The organism is Streptomyces noursei (assembly GCF_016917755.1).
GTDB classification, from domain to species: Bacteria; Actinomycetota; Actinomycetes; order Streptomycetales; family Streptomycetaceae; genus Streptomyces; species Streptomyces yunnanensis.
Genome location: NZ_CP070326.1, coordinates 1,772,719 through 1,793,143 on the forward strand (window position 1 = coordinate 1,772,719; position 20,425 = coordinate 1,793,143).

The following is a 20,425-nucleotide window of genomic DNA, read 5'->3' on the forward strand; positions in this document are numbered from 1 at the left end:
GGGTCGGCCGAACGGCCGACCCGCGCCCGTCATCGAGTTCGACACCGGGTCCTCCTGCGGGAGCACGACCGGCGCCCCGGCCGCACCGCGGGTCCCTCAGGCCGGGTCGTGGGGTGGCGGGGACGGCATCGTGCCGATGTCGGGGGCCGCTTCGGGCCAGACCAGCAGGACCGGGCAGGGGGCGTGGTCGACCACGAACCGGCTGGCGGGCGAGAGGCTGTGCGGGCCGAGGTGGCGGCGGTCGCCGTCGCGGGCGAGGATCAGCAGGTCGGCGCCGTCGGCGGCGGCGACCACCACGCGTTCGGGGCGGCCGGGGCGTTCCTGGCGGGCGCAGGGGCGGGCGAGGCGGGCGGCGGCGGTGCGCAGGAGCGCGGCGGCGGAGGTGGCGGCCAGGTCTTCCAGGCGGGTGCCGGGGGCGCTCCCCCAGCCTTCGGCCGGGCGGTGCCCCCGGCTGTGGCCGCGGCCGAGCAGTCCGGCGTAGGCACCGTGGGCGGCGGCCTGGACGTCGGGGCCGGTGACGTGCAGGAGGACGATCTCGGCGCCCTCGGGGACGTGACGGCGGGCGGCGTCCACACAGGCCGGCCAGGTGCCCTCGGCGATCCAGACGATGACGGTCACGCGGTCGGCCTCCGTGCTCAGCTTCCGAGGACGTGCAGCGACAGCCACAGTGCTACCACGGAGAGCACCAGCGCGGCGGGGACCACGAGCAGCCCGAGCAGGGTGAATTCGCCCGGTGCCACCTCCGCGTCGTGTTCCCGGACGATGCGCCGCACTCGTCGCCGTCCCCTCCTCCGGCGGGCCGGCCCTGCTCGGCGGCCTGCTGTTCGGGGCCGACGCCTCGGGTTCCCCGGAGGCGCCGTGCCATCACGTCCATTGGCTCGTCGTCGCGGCTCAGGCGCGGGGGCGGGGCGTGGGCCGTGCCCTGATGGCGGACGCGGTACGGCGGTTCGTGACGGTTCCCGCGAGCATCGAGGTGGTCACCTTCGGGAGCGACCATCCCGGGGCCGAGGCCAGCGGGGCGCGCCGCTTCTACGCGTCGCTGGGCCTCGTCCCCGCCGAGCCCGCTCCGCCGGGTCCGGAGGGCGGTTCGCGCCAGGTGTACCGCCGGGCGCGGGAGCACCGGGCCGCCGACTGACCGCCACGGCCCGGGTGACGGTCGCGCGAATGTTCCGCGGAGCGGCGGAAATTGGCGTGCGCGGCGGTGGTGGACGCTGCGATGATCCCCCGATGCCGGGCCGACGGCAGCCGGCGGAGAGGGAGCGGCGGATGACCACACAGCGCGGGCGGGCGGCCGGGCCGGCGGCGTCCGGGTGTCTGATCGTCTCGGGGATGCCGGGGGCCGGGAAGTCGACGGTGTCACCGCTGGTGGCGGGGCACTTCGAGCGGGCGGCGCACATCAACGGGGACTTCCTGTCGTACATGGTCGTCCAGGGGAGGGTCGGATTCCTCGGCCGGCCGGCCGAGGAGTCGCGGCGGCAACTACTGCTGTGCGCCCGCAACATGTGCGCGTTGGCCGACAACTTCGTCGAGCACGGCATCTTCCCGATCATCGAGTACGCCATCACCGACCGCGAACTCCTGGACTTCATGGTCGGGTTGCTCGCGCCCCGTCCGGTGATGTTCGTGGTACTGGCCCCGCCGCCGGAGGTGTGCATGCGGCGCAACGCCGCGCGCTCCGCCCGGGAACGCGTCGACTACGACATCGCCCCCTTCCACCGCGCGATGCACGACGAACTGGGCGGCGTGGGGTGGTGGCTGGACAGCACCGGGCAGACGCCCGAGGAGACCGCCGCCGACATCGCGGCCGAGGCCCGGCACCGGGCCGTGCTCACCGGTGGTCAACTGTCGTAGTGCAGGGTGCCGTCCTCGTCCATGGTCGGGTGGATCTTCGTCGGGCCGTAGTCGTCCACGTCCGACCGGCGGGGCGGTTCCGGGCCGTCGGGGCCGATCCTGACCATCCGCTCGATGCGGCAGATCTGGAACCTCTTGTCGTCCACCCGCACCTCGTTGGCGCGATCGGCGGCCTTGAACTCCTCGGCGGCCTCGACGTACCGCTGGCGTTCGGCGGCGCTGAACTCGTAGAGCTGCGGCCAGAATTCGATCATGGCGTCGACGAGCAGTCGGCGCGCCTCGTGCGGGGTCGGCATCAGCGCTCCCCGCGGCTGCCAGCACCCGCGGCGGCGTTCGGCGACGCCGAAGCCGACGGGCAGCAGGACGACCTCCGGGTAGGCCGTGCGGGCCCGCTCGGACTCCTCGCGGACGGCGGCGGGGAAGCGCGCCCCGGAGTAGGCGTAGCCCTGGAGCGCCACCTTCATGGCGACGACCATGGGGCTGGTCTCCCGGCCGGGGACGAGGGCGAAGTCCCGGTCCGGCGAGGGGGTGTCGCTCCGGCCGCCCCAGGCGCGGTCGGCCGGCTCGGGGTCGGTGGGCCGGGGCGGCTCCAGGCCGCTCCGGCCGGCGCGGGCGAACTCGTCGCCGCGGACGATCCGGTAGCGGGCGCCGCAGACCGTCAGGTCGTCGATCGGTTCGCGTTCCAACCGCGCCACCGCGGCCAGCAGTTCGCGCCGCACCGCGGGATCGTCGGTGTCGTCCTTGGCCTTGAACCAGAGATGGGAGTTGAGGGTGTCCCGGGCGTCCTGCGGCGTGGCGTCGGTCACCGGTTTCAACAGGCGCCATTCCGGGGCGCGTTCGGCGTCCGCGGGGTCGAGGACGGCGAGACCGAAGACCGGGCCGCGGAAGGCGAGGTCCGGGTAGCGGCGGGACGCGTCCACGGCGTCGGCCTCCACGACCCACTCGGCCGGATCGTCGCGCCGCACCAACTCCGCGTGGAGCCGGTCGATCTGTCGCTTCCAGTCATCGGTCATGAGCGCATTGTGGTCGCTGGCCGCGCCGATTTTGGCCGGAACCGTGGATGTGGCCCACTCCCGTGGGTGAATGTGGGGGAAAGTGTTGCCGCCCCGGCGCCGGGGCGGGTCGCGCAAGAGCCGAGAGAGGGACGGGATGGGCAGCGGAACGGGCAGGGGTACGGGCGCGGTGACGAGCCGGCAGCGCGGTGATCGACCGCCGCAGGCACACGCCACGTTCGGGGTCGGCGTCATCGTGCTGGACCCGGACGGGCGGATTCTGCTCGGTCTGCACCACGCGGGGACCTGGGAACTGCCCGGCGGCAAGGTCGATCCCGGCGAGGGCGTGCGGCGCGCCGCGGCCCGGGAGCTGCGCGAGGAGACCGGGCTGGACACCGCGCCGGACGACGTCCGGGTCTTCGCGATGTTGCACGACGACGTGCACGGTCTGAACCGCATCACGATGGCGTCGCTCGTCACCCGCTACCAGGGCACGCCGTACGCCGCCGAGCCGCAGCACGTCAGCAGCTGGGAGTGGCACTCCCCCACCGCGCTGCCCGGCCCGCTGTTCACGCCGTCCGCGCAGATCCTCACCGTGTGGCGGCCGGAGCTGGAGATCTCCGCTCCGACGGCGCACCGGCTCGATGTGATGTGCGTCGGGATGACCTGAGGGGACGTCGTCGGCACTCGGGCGGTGCGGCTGATTTCGGCCACCGTCGGTCCCGGTACGGGCGGGCGGTGGCGCGGCACGGTGCGGCGCGGCGCGGAAACCGGCTGCGGACGGTACGCCGGCCCGGTGACCATGGGGGCATGCACTCGACATCAGCGCACCCGACGGTGCACCGGCTCGACCTGGGCTACTTCGTCCGGCCGGCGTCGGAGACCGGCGGCCCGGAGCCCCGCGTGGAGCCGGCACTGGCCTATCTGGTGGAGCACGACCGGGGACTGCTCCTCTTCGACACCGGCATCGGCGCCGCCGACCCGGAGACCGAGGCCCACTACCGCCCCCGACGCCGCCCGCTCCAGGCCGCGTTGGCCGCCGTCGGGACGACCCTCGCGGACATCTCGCTCGTCGTCAACTGCCATCTGCACTTCGACCACTGCGGCGGGAACCCGCTGTTGGCCGGCAAGCCCATCCTGGTTCAGGACGTGGAGCTGGCCACCGCCCGCCGGGGCGACTACACCATCGACGAGCTGATCGACTTCCCCGGGGCGCGCTACGAGCAACTGACCGGCGAGGCGGAGGTCTGGCCCGGCGTCCGGATCGTCCCGACGCCCGGCCACACCGACGGGCACCAGTCACTGGTCCTCCACCACCCCGACGGCACGGTGGTACTGGCCGGCCAGGCCCATGACTTCGCCTCGCACTACGCCTCGGACCACCTGGCCCGGCAGGCCGCCCTGGACGGCGCGGCCCGGCCGCTCCCGGGCTACCGCCCGTGGCTCGACCGGCTCGCCGCCTTCGCTCCACGGCGGGTGTACTTCGCCCACGACTGCTCGGTCTGGGAGCCGCCGCACGCCCCATGACGCACCGCGGGCCGGGGTCGCCCGGACGCCGCGCGGCCCCTCGCGGGTACGGTGCACCATGACCACCCACCGCACCGTCATCCACCCCGTCCCGTACCACTCCCAGTGGGCCTCGCCCGAACTCGTCCCCGCGCTCCTCGCCGGGACGACGTCGGCCACCGAGGACCCCCGCTGGCCGGAGTACGGCGCCCGGACCCCCGAGGAATACGCCTGGTGGTCCTGGCGCCTGTGCGGGATGGCCTGCCTGCGGATGGCGTTGGAGTTCTGGCGGCACTCCGCTCCCACCGCCATGGAGCTGGCCACCGAATGCCTGGACGCCGGCGCCTACGTCCGCCATCCGGAGGGCCTGCACGGTTTGGTCTACGCGCCGTTCGCCGCCTACGCGGAACGCCGTTGGGGACTGAGCGCCGAGTCCCGGCCCGACCTGCCCCGGGAGGAGATCCCGGCGCTGATCGGTGCCGGTCGGCTCGTCCTGCTCTCCGTCCACCCCTCCATCCGGGACGCCGACCCCGAACCGCCGCAGCGGGGCGGCCATCTGGTCCTGGCCGTCGGCGTCACCCCGGACCACGTCGTGATCCACAATCCGTCCGGACTCCCCGGCCACTCCCAGGAGTTCACCCACGTCGAGTGGCGGCGGCTGGACCGGGTCTACGCCGGACGCGGCGTCGTCCTGGGGCAGCACCGGGAGTAGGGCCAGGGCAGCGGGCGCCGGCCGGATGCCTCAAACTCCCTCCCCGCAGGGGACGTTGGCCTCGCCGATATCAAGGAGAACCCTCCCCACCCCTGGTAATTGCTTGAGCAAGCAGTTACGTTACGTCCGTGATCGGGTTCGAGTCGATGTCACAGGGCAGCTCCGCGGCACCCGCCGGCAACGCGGAGGACGAGCGCTGGTGCATGGCGGTGCGGCTGTTGGGCCGGGTGGAGAAACAGCTGGACGCGACCCTCCAGCGCCGCCACGGCCTGCCGCTCTCGGAGTACCGGGCACTGTGCGCGCTCAGCCGCCCGGACAGCGGGCCGGCGCTCCGGATGGGCGAACTCGCCGACCGGATCGGCCTGCAGGACAGCACGGTCACCCGCCTGATCGGCCGGTTGGAGGCGCAGGACCTGGCGGAGCGCGCCGCCGCCCCCGGCGACGGGCGGGCGGTCGCGGCCCGCATCACCGCAGCCGGCCGACAGCGGTACGCGGAGGCGACCCCCACCTACCGGGCGGCGCTCGGTGCCGCCCTGGAAGCCTCCATGGCCAATATCTACCTCGCCGACCTCGCGGCGTGGGTGCGCACCGGCGAGTCGGCCGTCGGGGGCACGCCCCACGCATCCGAAGGGAGCTCCTGATGACCGATGCCGTCGACCACTACGCGCGACTGCTCGCCGAGCACTACACCTGGATGCTGGGCGGCGACATACCCGCCGCCGCGTCGGGCCAGCTCGAACTCCTGCGGAAGCTGGGCGTGCACGCGGACTGGGGCGCGTCCGACACGTCGGACGACGCGCGCGGGGAGGCCGTCGCCGTCGATCTGGGCTGCGGGCCCGGTACCCAGACGCTGGCCCTGGTCCGCCTCGGGTTCGCGCCCGTCGTCGCCGTGGACACCAGCGCGCACCTGCTGGCCGAGCTGACCGCGACCCACGCGGGGACCGGCGGCGCCGCGGAGGCGCTCCGCCCCCTCCGGCGGGACATCCGCGGCGCCCTCGCCGAGGCGGCGCCCGCGGACTCGGTGGCCGCCGTGGTGTGCATGGGCGACACCCTGCCGCACCTGCCCGCCAAGACCGACGTCACCGAGCTGCTCGGCGACGTGGCACGCGCGCTCCGCCCCGGCGGCCATTTCGTCGCCACCTACCGCGATCTGACGGCGGCGCTGCACGGCACGGACCGCTTCCTGCCGGTCCGCAGCTCGGACGACCGCCTGCTGACCTGCTTCCTCGAATACGTCGACGACGACACGGTGCTGGTCCACGACCTGTTGCACACCCGCTCGGCGGCGGGTTGGGAACAGCGGACCAGCAGCTATCCGAAGCTGCGGATCCCGGCGCAGTGGCTGGTGGAGCAGTGCCGCGCCGTCGGCCTGGAGGTGCGGCACGACGAGACCGGGCCGCGGGGGATGCGGGTCCTGCACGCCGTCAAACCGTGACCTGATCCGGTCGGCACGACACCCTCCCCCCTTATGGGTGATGGCCAACTCGCTTCATTTCCAAGGAACATGAAAGGGAGCGCGCGGCCGGAACGCACTCCATGAAGCCGGCGCGGCCGCGGGGAGGGGACCGGTGACGGGCTTGCAGCGCGACGGAGGCGAGCGGGAGGCGCGTCACCGCATCCCGTTCGGGGCCATCGGCCTCACTCTCGCGCTGGCGTGCAGCATCGCCGGCATCGTCTGGACCGCCGGCCTCGACGAGACCGGCGTGGAGGTCGCGCCGCCGAGCGGCGACACGCTCCGCCCCGCCGCCACCCCCGCCCCGCCGCCGTCCCCGCACCGCGCCGCGCCCTCCCGCCCGTAGCGCCGCGGCAGTTGGCGCGCCGGCGGTGCCACCCGGCCGCGGCGTGCCCGGCGCGGCGTGCCCCGTCTCCTCGCGCCCGTCCTGAAGTATGGGACAAAAGGTGCGTACACCCGCAGAACCCCGCGGGTGCCGCGTCACCGGCCGAACCCGCCGCACCCATCGCAGCAGAACGAGGGCACGTCCCATGGAGATGCACCAACCGACCGCACCTGCCGCGCCCCGGAATCCCGGCCTGAAACGCGACATCGGGCTGGTCGGGCTGATCTGGACCTCGGAGGGGTCCATCATCGGATCCGGATGGCTGTTCGGGGCGCTGTTCGCGGCGCAGGCGGCCGGCACTGCGGCGCTGGTCTCCTGGGGCATCGGGGCGGTGGCCATCGTCATCCTCGCGTTCGTCCATGCCGAGCTGGGGGCGATGTACCCGGTCGCGGGCGGCACCGCGCGCTTCCCGCACTACGCGTTCGGCAGCGCGGCGGGCGCGTCCTTCGGCTGGTTCTCCTGGCTGCAGGCGGTCACCGTGGCGCCGATCGAGGTGATGGCGTCGCTGAACTACCTCAGCGTGCACGCCCCCTGGGTGCAGACCGGCAAGAACCACCTCACCCCGGCCGGCTACGGACTCGCGGTCGCCTTCATGGCGTTCTTCGTCGTCGTCAACTTCTTCGGCATCAGGTGGCTGGCCCACACCAACAGCGTGGCGACCTGGTGGAAGCTGGCCGTCCCCGTCGTCACCATCATCGTGATGGGGGCCGCGGCCTTCCACCCGGGGAACTTCGGATACCAGGGCTTCGCACCCTTCGGCGCCAAGGGCATGCTCTCGGCGATCAGCACCAGCGGCATCATCTTCGCCCTCCTCGGCTTCGAGCAGGCCGACCAGTTGGCGGGCGAGAGCCGCAATCCGGCGCGGGACATCCCGCGGGCGGTGATCGGCTCGATCTTCATCGGCGTGTTGGTCTACGTCGCCCTGCAGGCGGTGTTCATCGGGGCGCTCCCGCGCACCGCCTTCGCGCACGGCGGCTGGGCCGATCTGACGTTCAGCGGCAAGGCGGGGCCGTTCGCGGGGCTCGCCACCTCCATCGGCCTCGGCTGGTTGGCGACGCTCGTCTACATCGACGCGGTCGTCTCGCCGTCCGGTACCGGCCTGGTCTATGTGACGGCCACCTCCCGGGTCTCGTACGGGCTGTCCCGCAACGGCTACGTACCGGCGGTCTTCGAGCGGACCACCCGGCACGGCGTGCCGTGGTTCGGGCTGCTGGTGGCGTTCGTCGTCGGGCTGATCGTCTTCCTGCCGTTCCCCACCTGGCAGAAGCTGGTCGGCTTCGTGACCTCGGCGAGCGTGCTGATGTACGCCGGCGCCCCGCTCGCCTTCGGCTGCCTGCGGAAGCAGGATCCCCACCGGCCGCGTCCGTACCGGTTGCCCGGTGGGCTGTTCTGGGCCCCGGTGGCCTTCATCGTCGCCAACCTGATCATTTACTGGGCCGGTTGGGACACGCTGTGGCGCCTCGGGGTGGCGATCGTCCTGGGCTATGCCGTCCTGGGAGGCTCGGCGCTGCTGAAGCTCAACCCCAAGGCCCCGCGCCTGAACTGGCGGAACGCGCAGTGGCTGCCGGTGTATCTGCTGGGCATGGGGGTGATCTCCTGGCAGGGCGGCTTCTGCAGCACCGGACCGGCGGCCAAGGTGTCCTGCGGCGCGACCGACGCTCTTCCGCTGTGGTGGGACATCGCGCTCATCGCCGCCTTCAGCCTCGTCATCTACTTCTGGGCGCAGGCGGTGCGGCTGCCGGACGAGGAGACGCGGGAGTACATCGGATCGGTGGAGGTCGTGCCAGGGGCGTGAGCGGAGCCGCGGTGCGGGGGATCGCGGGAAAAACCGGTCGTGGCACGGCCCTCACGGGGCCCGTGGCGGAGTTCGACGGGGCGGCGGACGGGGTTTCCCGCGGCACGTGGGGCGTCGGTCGGCCCGCCTCGGCGCGGCGCACCAGGCGGGCCCGGGGACGCTCCGGCCGACGGGCCTGACCTGGGCGTACGTCGCCGTGCGTCGCATGACGCCGTAGCCTCGCCAGGGACCACGGAGCCGGACAGCGGGACGGGGAGGGCCGATGGGCACGGTGGACGGATGCAGGCAGCCGGAGGGGTCCGGCGACGGCGGACGGGGGGAGCCGGACGCGCGGAACATCCGGACGGTGGAGGACGTACTCCGGCTGCTGGACGGCCTGTTCGCGCCGGCGGCCGACCGCTGGACGGCGGACGGCGCCGCCTGGTGGGACGGGTTCTACGCGGACCGCGACCGGCCGGTGCCGTTCTTCGCGGCGAAGCCCGACGAGAACCTCGTGTCGTATCTCGACCGCGGGCTGATCACCGTCGGCCGGGCACTGGACCTGGGCTGCGGTCCGGGCCGCAACGCGCTGCACCTGGCCTCGCTGGGCTTCGAGGTGGACGCCGTCGACCTCTCCCCCGCCGCCGTCTCCTGGGCCCGGGAACGGGCCCGCGAGGCGGGGGCCGTCGTCCGCTTCCACTGCGGCGACGCCTTCGCCGCCCTCGCCGACCCGGACACCGGGCTCGGCGGCCCGTACGACCTGGTCTACGACTCCGGCTGCTTCCACCATCTGCCGCCGCACCGCCGGATCAGCTATCTCGCCCTCCTCGACCGGGCCCTGGCCCCCGGCGGCCACTTCGGCCTCGCCTGTTTCGCGGCCGGGGCGATGGGGTCCGAACTCCCGGACGCCGACTTCTACCGCGGGCCGGGGCTGCACGGCGGCCTCGCGTACACCCCGGAGTCGTTGCGCGCGCTGTTCGCCGATCTGACGGAGGTCGAGCTGCGCCGGATGCGGGACGAGCCGCCGCAGTCCCCCGCGTTCGGCGAGGCGTTCCTGTGGACGGCGTTGTTCCGGCGCCCGGCCCGGGGGTAGCCGCGCGGCGTGCGCCGGTCGCGTGCACCGACACACCACATGTTTTCTCACTTGCGCAAGTTTCAGGAGTACTGTCTGCCTGTCGTGGCTTCGTCCGGGCAGGAGGCCAAGGTTGGGTGCCGTCAGCTTTCCCGTGCGCGGGACGACCCGCGCCGCAACGGTGTGGGGTCGGATCCTCGGACGGGGGTCCCTGGTCCGCCGGCTCGACTGGATGTTGTTCGGCGCGGCCTTCGCGCTTTCCGTGATCGGCGCGCTGCTGGTCTTCTCCGCGACCCGCGGGCGGATGCAACTCAACCAGGGCGACCCGTACTTCTTCGTGGTGCGGCACCTCATCAACACCGGGATCGGCCTCGCCCTCGGCGCGCTCACCCTGTGGTACGGCCACCGGCGCCTGCGCGACACCGCGGCCGTCCTCTACGTCGTGACGGTGCTGCTGGTGGCGCTCGTGCTGACGCCGGTCGGCGCGACCATCAACGGCTCCCGGCGGTGGATCGTGATCGGCGGCGGCATGTCGATCCAGCCCGCCGAGTTCGTCAAGGTCGCGATCATCATCGCCATGGCGGTGGCGCTCACCGCACGGGTGGACGCCGGCGACCTGATCGAGCCGGACCGGCGGGGCATCGTCCGGGCGCTCGCCCTGGGCGGGGTCCCGGCGCTGCTCGTCCTGCTCACCCCCGATCTCGGGCAGGCGCTCGGCATCGCGGCGATCGTGCTGTGCATGCTCGTCGCGGCGGGGGCGCCGAAGCGCTGGGTCCTGGGGCTGCTGGGGATCGGCGTGGCGGGCTGCCTGGCCGTCTGGCAGTTCCACCTGCTGGACCAGTACCAGATCAACCGATTCGCGGCGTTCGCCGACCCCGCGCTCGACCCGTCGGGCGTCGGCTACAACACCAGTCAGGCGAGGATCGCCATCGGCGCGGGCGGGCTGACCGGCTCCGGGCTCTTCCACGGGGCCCAGACCAACGGGCAGTTCGTGCCCGAGCAGCAGACCGACTTCGTCTTCTCGGTCGCCGGGGAGGAACTGGGCTTCCTCGGGGCGGGCCTGATCATCGTCCTGATCGGGGTGGTGCTGTGGCGGGCCTGCCGGATCGCGCGGCACTGCCCGGATCTCTACGGCACGGTCACCGCGGCCGGGATCGTCGGCTGGCTGGCCTTCCAGGCGTTCGAGAACATCGGGATGAACCTCGGCATCATGCCGGTCACCGGGCTGCCACTGCCGTTCGTCAGCTACGGCGGGTCGTCGATGTTCGCCGGCTGGGTCGCCGTCGGGCTGCTGCAGTCGATAAAGGTCCAGCGGACGATGTCGGCCTGAGCGGACGGGCGGCGGCGCCACGGCCCGGCGGGGGCGCGGGCCCCCGTGCCGGGACCGGCCGGGCCGGCGGCCTACGCACCGGCGAACAGGCCGCGCAGCCGGCTGCCGTTGGCGAGCACGACGACGCCCGCCAGTGCGAGCCCGCAGACGCCCTGCTCCACCTTCAGCCAGGTCGGGAACGGGCCGGGGACCGCGATGATCACGGCGATCGCCGCCGTCATGACGGCGGAGACGATCCGCAGTCTGCGGTAGGCGCCGCGGGACCCACGGGCCGTCCCGGCGGCGAAGAGGTAGGTCAGCACGGCGCTGACGACGACGATGCTCGCCCGCACCCAGACCGCGTCGTTGACGACGGCGGGATCGCCGCGGAGGAGGTAGACGGCCGCGAGGGTGAGCGCGCTCAGGCCGAGGTAGCCGGCGACCAGCAGCTTTATGCCTCGTAACGCACTGGTGGTGCGGGGGTGTTGGAGCGCTTCGGGGGGAACCGCGGTGGGGCGCGGGCTCCGGGCGTTCATGGTGGTGGTCCCTTCTGTCGTGCGGAGCGGCGGCGCGCCCCTGCGTACGGTCACCTCCAGCATCCGGTCGCCCCGGCGGACGTTCATCACCCACGCGGACGACGCGCCGGGCGCCCGGCCTCGGGGGGCGGTGAGGGGCAACCCGTACGGGCTCCCACCACCGGGTCTCGGGGTTGCCGCCCGACGGGCCGGGCGGCACCTCCGTCGGCAGCTGTGCCAGAGGGGACCGCGTCACGGCGTTCGAGGAGCTGGGCGCGCAGGCCCTGCTGTTCTCCGGCGACCCCGCGGAGGGCGCGCTGGTCGGCCCGTACCGCCCGGTGAAGCTGCCGCCGGGGCGGCTGACGTGGGCTGATTTGCCCCGGGCCGGGGGCGGTGTGCGACAGTGGGCCCTCCGGTCGGCCGGGCGTTTCGCCGTGTGCGGCGGTGGCCGCCGGAACTCTGACATTCCCCATCCCCGAACGACGGTTCAGGCCGCGCCGTGCGCGGATCCTGCCCGTACGTCCGCCCTCCCCCGAGTGATTTCTTCCCCCAGAGAGCGATGCAGGCGACGACTCTTCTCCCCCGGACCACGGACCTGTTCACCCAGGGCCTGGAGTCGCAGAGCGGCTCCGCGCTGCTGCGTTTCGGCGCCGCCCGACCCCGCCCGGCCGGCCGGATCAGCTGGTCCGGCGAGGGTGCGGTGGCCTGGCTCGACGAGCCGCGCGGCCATCTCTGGAGTGTCGGCGAGCCGACCGCGGCGGCCGGTCTCGTCCTTCGCGCCACCCATCAACTCCCGGACGCCGTAAGGGAGTTCACCGCGCCGCGGGGCACCGAGACGCTGCTCGGTCGGCACCTTGCAGTGACCGACCCGATCGCCTGGGACTTCCGGTGGACGCTGGCCGAGCCGCCGGCCCATCCAACGGAGGAGCGGGTGGTCCCGCTGGACGAGACGCACCATGACGAGCTGCTCGCCTTCCTCACCGAGCACAGCCCGGCGCACTCCACCGGGCCCGGCTCCGCGGACGTCAGCCTGTGGACCGGGATCCGCGGCACGGACGGCCGGCTGGTGGCGTGCGGCGCGCTGAGCAGCCTGCGGGACAGCGGCGCCCCGCTGATGGCGTCGGTCGCCACCGACGCGGCCCAGCGCGGCCAGGGCCTGGGGGCGGCCCTGACGTCGTGGCTGACCCGGTACGCCGTCCGCCGGTACGGCTTCTGCACCCTGTGGCAGCTCGCCGACAACGCCCCCGCCGACCGGCTCTACACCCGCCTTGGCTACCGCAACGAGGACCCCTGCGTGGCCGGGCGGATCAGCGGGCGCTGACCGCGGCGCGACTGCGGGGCGGTCGGTGGTGGCGGTTGTGCAGGAGGGCCTGCAGGCGCCCGGAGCGGCGGCTGGCGGACTCGGGCCGCAGCGGCGGGAGGGCGTCGGTCAGGAAGAAGAGGTAGGCCAGGACCTGTATCGCCCAGCGGTCGAAGGCGACGAGGCTGCGGAACTGGCTCCGGGGGTAGTGCCCGGTGCGGAGCAGCGCGGCGGCCGGCGAGCTGAGGATCAGGATCGTCAGGGCGGCCAGGGCCAGGACGGCGGACAGCCCGCCGATCCACCACACGAGCCGGAAGACCAGGCCGACCAGCACCACCAGCAGGAGCTGCGGGAAGGCGCGCAGCCGCGACAGGAGCAGCCCCGGGCCGCGGGGCAGGTGCTCCGGGCGGTCGATGAAGAGGCGGGCGGGGTAGTCGGGGACCGCGCCGAGGGTGAAGGGCGGGTAGCGGTCGGTGGCCAGCGCCCCGTAGGAGTAGTAGGCCACGCGCCAGGCCCAGCGCAGCACGCCGGTGCTGAAGAGGAACAGCCACCGGGGGTAGCGCCCGGTGAAGAAGATCACCGGGACCGCCAGCGCGGTGGCGATCAGGAAGCCGATGCCCAGGGCGGTCAGCAGGACGTGGTGCGGGACGAGGAGCAGCCACTTCACCGCCCAGAGCCAGCGGGACAGCGGCTCGTCCAGGTCCGCCTCGACCCGTACCGGCTGGTACTCCGCGGCGATCGTCGACATGGCCGTCAGCTCCTTCCGCCACAGTGGCCGGATCCGGCCGGAGCGCCCCCTCACCACCAGAGTGACCGAGTCGGGCCGGTTTGGGCAGGGGCTGTGGACGACGGACCTGCGCCCCGGCCCGGCGCGGCGGCCGGGGCGTGACCGACCGCGGTCAGTCGCGGACCGTCTGCTCCGGGATGACCGGGCGGGCGGCCTGCTTGCTCTCCGCGCCGTGGGCGAAGCCGCCGGCGTCGGCGGCGTCGCGGTGCGGGCGCTGCTGGGCCTGCAGACGCGGCAGGACCCGGCGGAGGTCCTCCAGGAACAGGTCGCCGAGGTCGTGGCCGAAGCCGTTGCGGACGACGACGCGGAGGGCCGCGAGGTCGGTGCGGTTGGCGGGGAAGGTGTAGGCGGGGACCTGCCAGCCGCGTTCGCGGAGTGCGGCGGAGACGTCGAAGACGGTGAAGTTGGTGACGTCGTCGCTGGTCCGGAAGGCGAAGACGGGGAGTTGGCTGCCGTCGGTGAGCAGCGTGAACGGTCCCATCCCGGCGATCTCGGCGGCGATCCGGGTGGCGACGTCCCGGCTGGTCTGCTGGACGGCGCGGTAGCCCTCGAAGCCCAGCCGCAGGAAGTTGTAGTACTGGGCGATGACTTGGGCGCCGGGCCGCGAGAAGTTCAGCGCGAAGGTCGGCATGTCGCCGCCGAGGTAGTTGACGTGGAAGACCAGGTCCTCGGGGAGCGCGTCGGCGTCCCGCCACAGGGCCCAGCCGACACCGGGCATCACCAGGCCGTACTTGTGGCCCGAGGTGTTGATGGAGGCGACCCGCGGGAGCCGGAAGTCCCAGACGAGTTCGGGGTCGAGGAAGGGCGCGATCATCGCGCCGGAGGCGCCGTCGACGTGCAGCGGGACGTCGATGCCGGTGCGCTCCTGGAGGTCGTCGAGGGCCGCGGAGATCTCGGCGACCGGTTCGTAGGCGCCGTCGAAGGTGGAGCCGAGGACGGCGACGACGCCGATGGTGTTCTCGTCGCAGAGCTCGACGGCCTGCTCCGGGGAGAGGACGAACCGGTCGCCCTCCATAGGCACGTAGCGCGGCTCGACCTCGAAGTAGTTGGCGAACTTCTCCCAGCAGATCTGGACGTTGATGCCCATCACCATGTTGGGGCGCTCGGTGGACCTGCCCTCGGCGCGCCGGCGGTGCTGCCAGCGGCGCTTGAGCGCCAGCCCGGCGAGCATCGCCGCCTCGCTGGACCCGGTCGTCGAACAGCCCACCGCGGCATGGGAGTCGGGGGCGTGCCACAGGTCGGCGAGCATGTGCACGCAGCGCGCCTCGATCTCGGCGGTCTGCGGGTACTCGTCCTTGTCGATCATGTTCTTCTCGGCGCACTCGGCCATCAGCCGCTGGGCCTGCGGCTCGGCCCAGGTGCTCACGAAGGTGGCGAGGTTGAGCCGGGCGTTGCCGTCCAGCATGAGTTCGTCGTGGACGATCTGGTAGGCGGTGTCGGGGTCCATGCCGTCGGCCGGCAGCTCGTACCGGGGGACATGGACCGGCTGCCGGCTGAAGACCGGGTTGACGGCGAGGTTGCGGCTGGCGTCGCGGTGCTGGTGCGGGCGCTTGAGTGGCATGGTGAGCGTGTCCTTCTCGGGTACGTGCCGGGCCGTGCGGCGGACGGCCCGGCCGACCCTCCCGCCCGGCCGGGCCGGTCCGCACGCGGCGGTCAGGGTAACGGGTGCGACTGTGCGGGAGCGGCGGGGTGCGGCGGGTGCAGGGCTACTTCCCGCCAATCCGGTCACGTTGAACGCGTTTCTCCTCCCGGGCAACACCCGTACGTCCCTCGATCGGTGCCGCACCGGCCCCCACCCACCGTGAGCCCTCCGCCACGAACCGCCGCCGCCCGCTCGGCGCGCGTGATCGGCCCGGAGCTGGTGTGCTGGTGACAGGAGGCCGTTGCACCAGCGCGTCACGCGCCGGCAGGTGGCAGAGCCGACGGCACGTGGCGCGACCGCGCCGGCAGGTCCGGGCGGCCGGCACGTCCATGCGGGAGAGATCCAGATGAGCAGCTACCGAGTCGCGCAGGTCGGTGCCGTCGGCGCACCCTTCGAGATCGTCGAGCGGGCGGTGCCGCGGCCGGGACCACGGCACGTCCGCATCGCCGTGGACGCCTGCGGCGTCTGTCACAGCGACGCCATGTTCGTCAACGGCGTGCTGCCGGGCGTCCGCTTCCCGGTGGTCCCCGGTCATGAGATCGCCGGCCGCATCGAGGAGGTCGGCGAGGGCACGAACGACCGCTGGAAGGTGGGCGACCGGGTCACGGTGGGCTGGTTCGGCGGCAGCTGCCACCACTGCACGCCCTGCCGGCAGGGCGACTTCATCGTGTGCGAACAGCTGAAGGTGCCGGGCTGGGCGTACGACGGCGGGTTCGGCGAGCAGGTGATCGCCCCGGCCGACGCGCTGGCGCGGATCCCCGACGGCCTGGCGGCGGCCGACGCGGGCCCGATGGCCTGTGCCGGGGTCACCACCTACAACGGGCTGCGGCGCAGCTCGGCCCGGCCGGGCGATCTGGTCGCCGTACTGGGCCTCGGCGGCCTGGGGCACCTGGGCGTGCGGTTCGCCGTCGCCATGGGCTTCGAGACCGTCGCGATCGCCCGCGGCGCCGACAAGGCGGACTTCGCCAAGCAGCTCGGCGCGCACCACTACGTCGACAGCACCGCCGGCACCGCCGTCGCGGACGCGCTGCAGTCGCTCGGCGGCGCGCAGGTGGTGCTCGCCACCGCCGCCAACTCCGCCGCCATCACCGCGACCGTGGACGGCCTGGCGCACCGCGGCGAACTGGTGGTCATCGGCGCGGACACCGAACCGCTGAGCCTCACCCCCACCCAACTCCTGATGCGCGCAAGGGTCGTCCGCGGCCACCCCTCCGGCACCGCGCAGGACGTCCAGGACACGCTGGAGTTCTGCGCCCTCCAGGGGATCCGCCCGATGATCGAAACCATGCCGCTGGACAACGCCAACGAGGCGTACGGGCGGATGCTCTCCGGGACGGCACGGTTCCGGATGGTGCTCACCCACACGGAAGTCGGCCGCGCGCACTGACGCCGGCGGCCGCGCCCCGTGCGGCGACCGACCGCGACACCGTCCACGACGGCGACCAGGGCCCGCAGCAGGGGGCCGAGGTCACGGGACCGCCTCCCCCCGGCGCGTCGCGCTACGCCGCCGCCCGGAACGCCCGGCGATAGGCCCCCGGCGTCGTCCCCAGGGCGCGCAGGAAGCGTCGGCGGAGGTTGGTGGCCGAGGAGAGGCCGACGCGGCGGGCGACGGCGTCCAGCGGGAGGTCGGTGGACTCCAGGAGTTCCCGCGCCGCGGCGATGCGCTGGGCGAGCAGCCACTGCCCGGGGCTCGCGCCGAGTTGGTCGGTGAAGCGGCGGGCCAGCGTCCGGGCGGATACGCCCTCGTGCGCGGCCAGTTCCTCGACCGTGAGCGGTTCGTCGAGCCGGGCGGTCGTCCACTCCAGGAGCGGCGCCAGTGAACCGTCCATCTGGACGGGGTGCGGTGGGGCGGTGAACTGGAGCTGACCGCCTTCGCGATGCGGCGGCATGACCATGCTCCGGGCGACCTGCGCCGCGTAGCCGGCCCCGTGGTCGGCGCGGACGAGGTGCAGGCACAGGTCGATGCCCGCCCCCGAGCCCGCGCTGGTCGCGACGTCTCCGTGGTCCACGTACAGCACGTCCGGGTCCACCTGGACGGCCGGGAACCGTTCGGCCAGTTCACCGGCGCGCGCCCAGTGGGTGGTCGCCCGCCGCCCGTCCAGCAGCCCGGCGTGCGCCAGCGCGAAGGCGCCGGAGCAGATGCTGACCACCCGCGCCCCGCGGTCGTGCGCCCGGCGCAGCGCCCGGACGATGGCGGGTGACGGCGGCTCACCCGGCGGCAGCCACCCGGGAAGGACGATGGTGTCCGCCCGGTCGAGCACGGTCAGCCCGTCCGGCACGAGCATGTCGTACCCGGCGAGCGTGGCCACCGGGCCGGGGTCCTCGGTGCACACTCCGAAGACGTACCGGACCGCGACCCCGCGCCGCTCGATCCCGAACACCTCGGCCACACAGCCCAGTTCGAAGGTGGACTGCGGCGGGCGGACGAGTGCGACGACACGGTGGACGGCAGGCATGGCAGAAAAGTACCTCAGGATGTCATTTCTGACACTCGGCCGGTCGGCGCCGGCCGACGAGGCTGTCCGCATGACGACGCAAGAGAACGCAGGAAACGGACAGGCCGGCTATGTGTGGACCGCGCTGGCGGACGCACCGGCGCACGAGATATTTCCCGGCATCCGGGCCCGCCCCCTGTGGAGCGGGGAGAACGGCGCCAAGGCCCAGGTCCTGGAGATGGATCCGCAGACCTGCTGGGAGGGCATCGACGTCCACGAGCCGGGCCCGGAGGAGGTGTTCGTGGTCTCGGGCGTGTTCAACGACGGCGAACGGGACTATCCGGCCGGCTCGTTCATCCATGCGCCGGCCGGATCCTGGCACGTCCCGCAGACGACGGCGGGCTGCACGCTGTTCGTGTTCTACCCGGAGGGTTAGGCCGGAGGGCCAGGAGGGACACCGTCCGATGCCCGTCGACGCGGTCGGGCTCGCCCGTCCCCGCAAGGTCGGCGGCCAGCCGCGACCATGACGGCGACGAAGGCACGACCGGCGGCGCCACACCTGACGCCACCATGGCGTCACTCCTAACACCATCCGCACCATCGACCCGCGCCGGGCACATATCGCAGGCACCGCAAGGCACCTCACCCCGGCCACCACCCACCTGACGTCGACGAACACACCCAGGACGCACCCAGGCCACACCCCACGACACACCCGACCATGCGACACGATCACCCACCCGACGCCATCACGGCACACATCTGACGCCAATAATCTCGCGATGGCGCCAGACGTGTGCCATGATGGCGTCATGGACCTCACGCCTCATGCGGCGTCCGCCGCCACGACCTCGCCCCTGCGCACCCCCACCCGCCCCGCGGCGATATCGGCCGTCGGGCTCGCCAAGTCCTACGGCGACAAGGTGGTGCTCGACGGGATCGACCTGACCATCCCCGAAGGCACGGTCTTCGCCCTGCTGGGGCCCAACGGCGCAGGCAAGACCACCACGGTCCAGATCCTCTCCACGCTCCTGTCGGCGTCCGCCGGCCAGGCGCGCGTGGCGGGCCACGACATCACCCGCGAACCCGACGCCGTGCGCACCGCGATCGGCGTGACCGGTCAGTTCGCGGCGCTGGACAACCTCCTCAACGCCCGGGAGAACCTCCTCCTGATGGCGGACCTGCACCATCTCGACCGCCGCGAAGGCCGTCGCCGCGCCACCGAACTGCTGCGCCGCTTCGACCTCACCGAGGCCGCGACCAAGCCCGTCGCCACCTTCTCGGGCGGTATGCGCCGCAAGCTCGACCTGGCGATGACCCTGGTCGGCGACCCCCGCATCATCTTCCTGGACGAGCCGACCACCGGACTCGATCCGCGCAGCCGCCGGACCATGTGGGAGATCATCCGCAGTCTGGTCGCCGACGACGGCGTGACCATCTTCCTGACCACCCAGTATCTGGACGAGGCCGACCAACTCGCCGACCGCATCGCGGTCCTGGACCGCGGCAAGCTGGTCGCCGAGGGCACCGCGGACGAGCTCAAGCGCCGGATGCCCGGCGGTCACATCCGCCTCCGGTTCGCCGGCCTCGACGACCTGGAGTCGGCCGCCGCCCTCTTCGGCGCCGCCACACCGGACCGCGACGCGCTCTCCCTGCAGATCCCCGGCGACGGCCGGATCCCCACCGTGCGCGCCGTGCTCGACGCCCTGGACACCGCGTCGCTGCAGGCCGAGTCCCTCACCGTGCACACCCCCGACCTCGACGACGTCTTCCTCGCCCTCACCGGCCGTCCGCAGCACGAAGAGCGGTCCCCGCAGGCCCGCCGGTCACCCGACTCCCGGATGGAGAACGCCCGATGAGCACCCCCTCGTACGCGCTGCGCGACTCGATGACGATGCTGCGGCGCAACCTCAAGCACGCGCGGCGCTATCCGTCCATGACGATCTCGATCGTCGCCATGCCCATCCTGATGATGCTGCTGTTCGTCTACGTCCTGGGCGGAGCGCTCGGCAACGGCATCGGGCTCCCGAACGGCGCCGACGACCGGAGCGGGTACATCAACTACCTCGCACCGGGGATCATCCTGATGGCCGCGACCTCGGGCGCGGTCGCCACCGCGGTGTCGGTGTGCACCGACATGACCGAGGGAATCATCAACCGCTTCCGCACCATGCCGATCTCGCGCGGTTCGGTGCTCACCGGTCATGTGGTCGGCAGCGTCGTCCAGACCATGGTCAGCCTCACCCTGGTCATCGCCGTCGCGCTGGCCATCGGCTTCCGGCCGCACGCCACCCCCCTCGACTGGATCGCCGCGATCGGCCTGCTCGCCCTGCTGACCTTCGCCCTCACCTGGCTGGCCGCCGCGATGGGGCTGGTGGCCAGGACCGTCGAATCGGCGAGCAACGCCCCGATGCCACTGACCTTCCTGCCCTTCCTGGGCAGCGCCTTCGTCCCGCCGGAGTCCATGCCGGCCGGCATCCGCTGGTTCGCCGAGTACCAGCCCTTCACCCCGATCAACGAGACCGTGCGGGGCCTGCTGACGGGCACGCCGATCGGCAACAGCGGGCTGGCCGCCCTCGCCTGGTGCGTCGGCCTCGCCCTGGCCGGCTACGGGTGGGCGCGCATCGCCCTCCGCCGCCACGCCAAGCGCTGACCGGGCCCGACGGCTCCGCCGCGCCCCGGGCACGCCACA

At 73.2% G+C, this 20,425-nt stretch carries 21 protein-coding genes and 1 pseudogene; 16 read left to right on the forward strand and 6 right to left on the reverse strand.

What is annotated here, in order from left to right:
- Nucleotides 1-96: 96 nt before the first annotated feature.
- Entirely contained in the window at nt 97-618 is a 522-nt protein-coding gene (locus tag JNO44_RS07585) for a universal stress protein (protein WP_205362444.1), read from the reverse strand.
- 151 nt (nt 619-769) lie between these two features.
- On the opposite strand from JNO44_RS07585, the pseudogene JNO44_RS07595 reads away from it, so the two are divergent.
- Both JNO44_RS07595 and JNO44_RS07600 read left to right on the forward strand, forming a co-directional pair.
- Nucleotides 770-1,135 (forward strand): annotated as a pseudogene (locus tag JNO44_RS07595) (GNAT family N-acetyltransferase); the annotation flags it as partial.
- 131 nt (nt 1,136-1,266) lie between these two features.
- Complete coding sequence (locus tag JNO44_RS07600; protein WP_205362445.1) at nt 1,267-1,851, forward strand: AAA family ATPase; 585 nt, start codon at nt 1,267-1,269, stop codon at nt 1,849-1,851.
- On the opposite strand, the gene JNO44_RS07605 is transcribed toward JNO44_RS07600, so the two are convergent.
- Entirely contained in the window at nt 1,839-2,864 is a 1,026-nt protein-coding gene (locus JNO44_RS07605) for a DUF5954 family protein (RefSeq protein ID WP_205362446.1), read from the reverse strand. The genes JNO44_RS07600 and JNO44_RS07605 overlap by 13 nt on opposite strands.
- Nucleotides 2,865-3,000: 136 nt before the next feature.
- Between JNO44_RS07605 and JNO44_RS07610 the strand changes: the two genes are divergently transcribed.
- The 9 genes from JNO44_RS07610 (at nt 3,001) to rodA (ending at nt 11,075) form a co-directional block, all read left to right on the forward strand.
- Complete coding sequence (locus tag JNO44_RS07610; protein ID WP_205362447.1) at nt 3,001-3,513, forward strand: nucleotide triphosphate diphosphatase NUDT15; 513 nt, start codon at nt 3,001-3,003, stop codon at nt 3,511-3,513.
- 140 nt (nt 3,514-3,653) lie between these two features.
- Nucleotides 3,654-4,370 (forward strand): N-acyl homoserine lactonase family protein, encoded by a 717-nt coding sequence (locus JNO44_RS07615; RefSeq protein ID WP_205362448.1) that lies wholly within the window; start codon nt 3,654-3,656, stop codon nt 4,368-4,370.
- A gap of 58 nt (nt 4,371-4,428) precedes the next feature.
- Complete coding sequence (locus JNO44_RS07620) at nt 4,429-5,061, forward strand: C39 family peptidase (protein ID WP_205362450.1); 633 nt, start codon at nt 4,429-4,431, stop codon at nt 5,059-5,061.
- 128 nt (nt 5,062-5,189) lie between these two features.
- The gene (locus JNO44_RS07625; RefSeq protein ID WP_240167475.1) at nt 5,190-5,702 is read left to right on the forward strand and encodes a MarR family winged helix-turn-helix transcriptional regulator; all 513 of its coding nucleotides are present in this window, start codon (nt 5,190-5,192) and stop codon (nt 5,700-5,702) included.
- On the forward strand, nt 5,702-6,496 hold the full coding sequence (locus JNO44_RS07630) for a class I SAM-dependent methyltransferase (protein ID WP_205362451.1): 795 nt from the start codon (nt 5,702-5,704) through the stop codon (nt 6,494-6,496). Before JNO44_RS07625 ends, JNO44_RS07630 begins: the two co-directional genes overlap by 1 nt.
- A 133-nt stretch (nt 6,497-6,629) precedes the next feature.
- Entirely contained in the window at nt 6,630-6,860 is a 231-nt protein-coding gene (locus JNO44_RS07635; protein ID WP_205362452.1) for a hypothetical protein, read from the forward strand.
- A 184-nt stretch (nt 6,861-7,044) separates the two neighbouring features.
- Entirely contained in the window at nt 7,045-8,694 is a 1,650-nt protein-coding gene (locus JNO44_RS07640; RefSeq protein WP_205362453.1) for an APC family permease, read from the forward strand.
- A gap of 262 nt (nt 8,695-8,956) precedes the next feature.
- Nucleotides 8,957-9,766 (forward strand): class I SAM-dependent methyltransferase, encoded by an 810-nt coding sequence (locus JNO44_RS07645; RefSeq protein WP_205362454.1) that lies wholly within the window; start codon nt 8,957-8,959, stop codon nt 9,764-9,766.
- 112 nt (nt 9,767-9,878) lie between these two features.
- A complete protein-coding gene (rodA, locus tag JNO44_RS07650) occupies nt 9,879-11,075 on the forward strand; it encodes a rod shape-determining protein RodA (RefSeq protein ID WP_235092631.1) in 1,197 nt (398 codons plus the stop codon).
- 71 nt (nt 11,076-11,146) lie between these two features.
- On the opposite strand, the gene JNO44_RS07655 is transcribed toward rodA, so the two are convergent.
- Nucleotides 11,147-11,590 (reverse strand): hypothetical protein, encoded by a 444-nt coding sequence (locus JNO44_RS07655; RefSeq protein WP_205362455.1) that lies wholly within the window; start codon nt 11,588-11,590, stop codon nt 11,147-11,149.
- A gap of 538 nt (nt 11,591-12,128) precedes the next feature.
- Here JNO44_RS07655 and JNO44_RS07660 point away from each other — a divergent pair.
- Nucleotides 12,129-12,890, forward strand: a complete 762-nt coding sequence (locus tag JNO44_RS07660) for a GNAT family N-acetyltransferase (protein ID WP_205362456.1) — start codon at nt 12,129-12,131, stop codon at nt 12,888-12,890.
- Here JNO44_RS07660 and JNO44_RS07665 read toward each other — a convergent pair.
- Complete coding sequence (locus tag JNO44_RS07665) at nt 12,877-13,617, reverse strand: DUF4389 domain-containing protein (protein ID WP_205362457.1); 741 nt, start codon at nt 13,615-13,617, stop codon at nt 12,877-12,879. The genes JNO44_RS07660 and JNO44_RS07665 overlap by 14 nt on opposite strands.
- Nucleotides 13,618-13,768: 151 nt before the next feature.
- The gene (gene gad, locus JNO44_RS07670) at nt 13,769-15,217 is read right to left on the reverse strand and encodes a glutamate decarboxylase (RefSeq protein WP_205362458.1); all 1,449 of its coding nucleotides are present in this window, start codon (nt 15,215-15,217) and stop codon (nt 13,769-13,771) included.
- A gap of 427 nt (nt 15,218-15,644) precedes the next feature.
- Here gad and JNO44_RS07675 point away from each other — a divergent pair, with 427 nt between their 5' ends.
- Nucleotides 15,645-16,685: an alcohol dehydrogenase gene (locus JNO44_RS07675; RefSeq protein WP_205362460.1), complete on the forward strand. Its 1,041-nt coding sequence runs from the start codon at nt 15,645-15,647 to the stop codon at nt 16,683-16,685.
- A gap of 112 nt (nt 16,686-16,797) precedes the next feature.
- Here the strand turns inward: JNO44_RS07675 and JNO44_RS07680 are convergent, their stop codons facing one another.
- On the reverse strand, nt 16,798-17,754 hold the full coding sequence (locus JNO44_RS07680; protein ID WP_205362461.1) for a helix-turn-helix domain-containing protein: 957 nt from the start codon (nt 17,752-17,754) through the stop codon (nt 16,798-16,800).
- Nucleotides 17,755-17,824: 70 nt separating this feature from the next.
- On the opposite strand from JNO44_RS07680, the gene JNO44_RS07685 reads away from it, so the two are divergent.
- The 3 genes from JNO44_RS07685 to JNO44_RS07695 all read left to right on the forward strand — a co-directional run bounded on the left by JNO44_RS07685 (nt 17,825) and on the right by JNO44_RS07695 (nt 20,386).
- A complete protein-coding gene (locus tag JNO44_RS07685) occupies nt 17,825-18,169 on the forward strand; it encodes a cupin domain-containing protein (RefSeq protein WP_205362463.1) in 345 nt (114 codons plus the stop codon).
- Between the two features lie 376 nt (nt 18,170-18,545).
- Nucleotides 18,546-19,592, forward strand: coding sequence for an ATP-binding cassette domain-containing protein (locus JNO44_RS07690; protein ID WP_205362464.1), 1,047 nt, complete (start codon nt 18,546-18,548; stop codon nt 19,590-19,592).
- Complete coding sequence (locus tag JNO44_RS07695) at nt 19,589-20,386, forward strand: ABC transporter permease (RefSeq protein ID WP_205362466.1); 798 nt, start codon at nt 19,589-19,591, stop codon at nt 20,384-20,386. The genes JNO44_RS07690 and JNO44_RS07695 overlap by 4 nt, the downstream gene beginning before the upstream one ends.
- The last annotated feature ends 39 nt before the right edge of the window (nt 20,387-20,425 follow it).

What these genes read in the sequence shown, in the direction of transcription:
- JNO44_RS07695 (WP_205362466.1), top strand. Translation starts at nt 19,589, where the DNA reads ATGAGCACCCCCTCGTACGCGCTGCGCGACTCGATGACGATGCTGCGG.
- JNO44_RS07675 (WP_205362460.1), top strand. Translation starts at nt 15,645, where the DNA reads ATGAGCAGCTACCGAGTCGCGCAGGTCGGTGCCGTCGGCGCACCCTTC.
- JNO44_RS07620 (WP_205362450.1), top strand. Translation starts at nt 4,429, where the DNA reads ATGACCACCCACCGCACCGTCATCCACCCCGTCCCGTACCACTCCCAG.
- JNO44_RS07630 (WP_205362451.1), top strand. Translation starts at nt 5,702, where the DNA reads ATGACCGATGCCGTCGACCACTACGCGCGACTGCTCGCCGAGCACTAC.
- gad (WP_205362458.1), bottom strand. Translation starts at nt 15,217, where the DNA reads ATGCCACTCAAGCGCCCGCACCAGCACCGCGACGCCAGCCGCAACCTC.
- JNO44_RS07615 (WP_205362448.1), top strand. Translation starts at nt 3,654, where the DNA reads ATGCACTCGACATCAGCGCACCCGACGGTGCACCGGCTCGACCTGGGC.
- JNO44_RS07665 (WP_205362457.1), bottom strand. Translation starts at nt 13,617, where the DNA reads ATGTCGACGATCGCCGCGGAGTACCAGCCGGTACGGGTCGAGGCGGAC.
- JNO44_RS07685 (WP_205362463.1), top strand. Translation starts at nt 17,825, where the DNA reads ATGACGACGCAAGAGAACGCAGGAAACGGACAGGCCGGCTATGTGTGG.
- JNO44_RS07600 (WP_205362445.1), top strand. Translation starts at nt 1,267, where the DNA reads ATGACCACACAGCGCGGGCGGGCGGCCGGGCCGGCGGCGTCCGGGTGT.
- JNO44_RS07680 (WP_205362461.1), bottom strand. Translation starts at nt 17,754, where the DNA reads ATGCCTGCCGTCCACCGTGTCGTCGCACTCGTCCGCCCGCCGCAGTCC.
- JNO44_RS07605 (WP_205362446.1), bottom strand. Translation starts at nt 2,864, where the DNA reads ATGACCGATGACTGGAAGCGACAGATCGACCGGCTCCACGCGGAGTTG.
- JNO44_RS07660 (WP_205362456.1), top strand. Translation starts at nt 12,129, where the DNA reads ATGCAGGCGACGACTCTTCTCCCCCGGACCACGGACCTGTTCACCCAG.
- JNO44_RS07655 (WP_205362455.1), bottom strand. Translation starts at nt 11,590, where the DNA reads ATGAACGCCCGGAGCCCGCGCCCCACCGCGGTTCCCCCCGAAGCGCTC.
- JNO44_RS07640 (WP_205362453.1), top strand. Translation starts at nt 7,045, where the DNA reads ATGGAGATGCACCAACCGACCGCACCTGCCGCGCCCCGGAATCCCGGC.
- JNO44_RS07610 (WP_205362447.1), top strand. Translation starts at nt 3,001, where the DNA reads ATGGGCAGCGGAACGGGCAGGGGTACGGGCGCGGTGACGAGCCGGCAG.
- JNO44_RS07690 (WP_205362464.1), top strand. Translation starts at nt 18,546, where the DNA reads ATGGACCTCACGCCTCATGCGGCGTCCGCCGCCACGACCTCGCCCCTG.
- JNO44_RS07645 (WP_205362454.1), top strand. Translation starts at nt 8,957, where the DNA reads ATGGGCACGGTGGACGGATGCAGGCAGCCGGAGGGGTCCGGCGACGGC.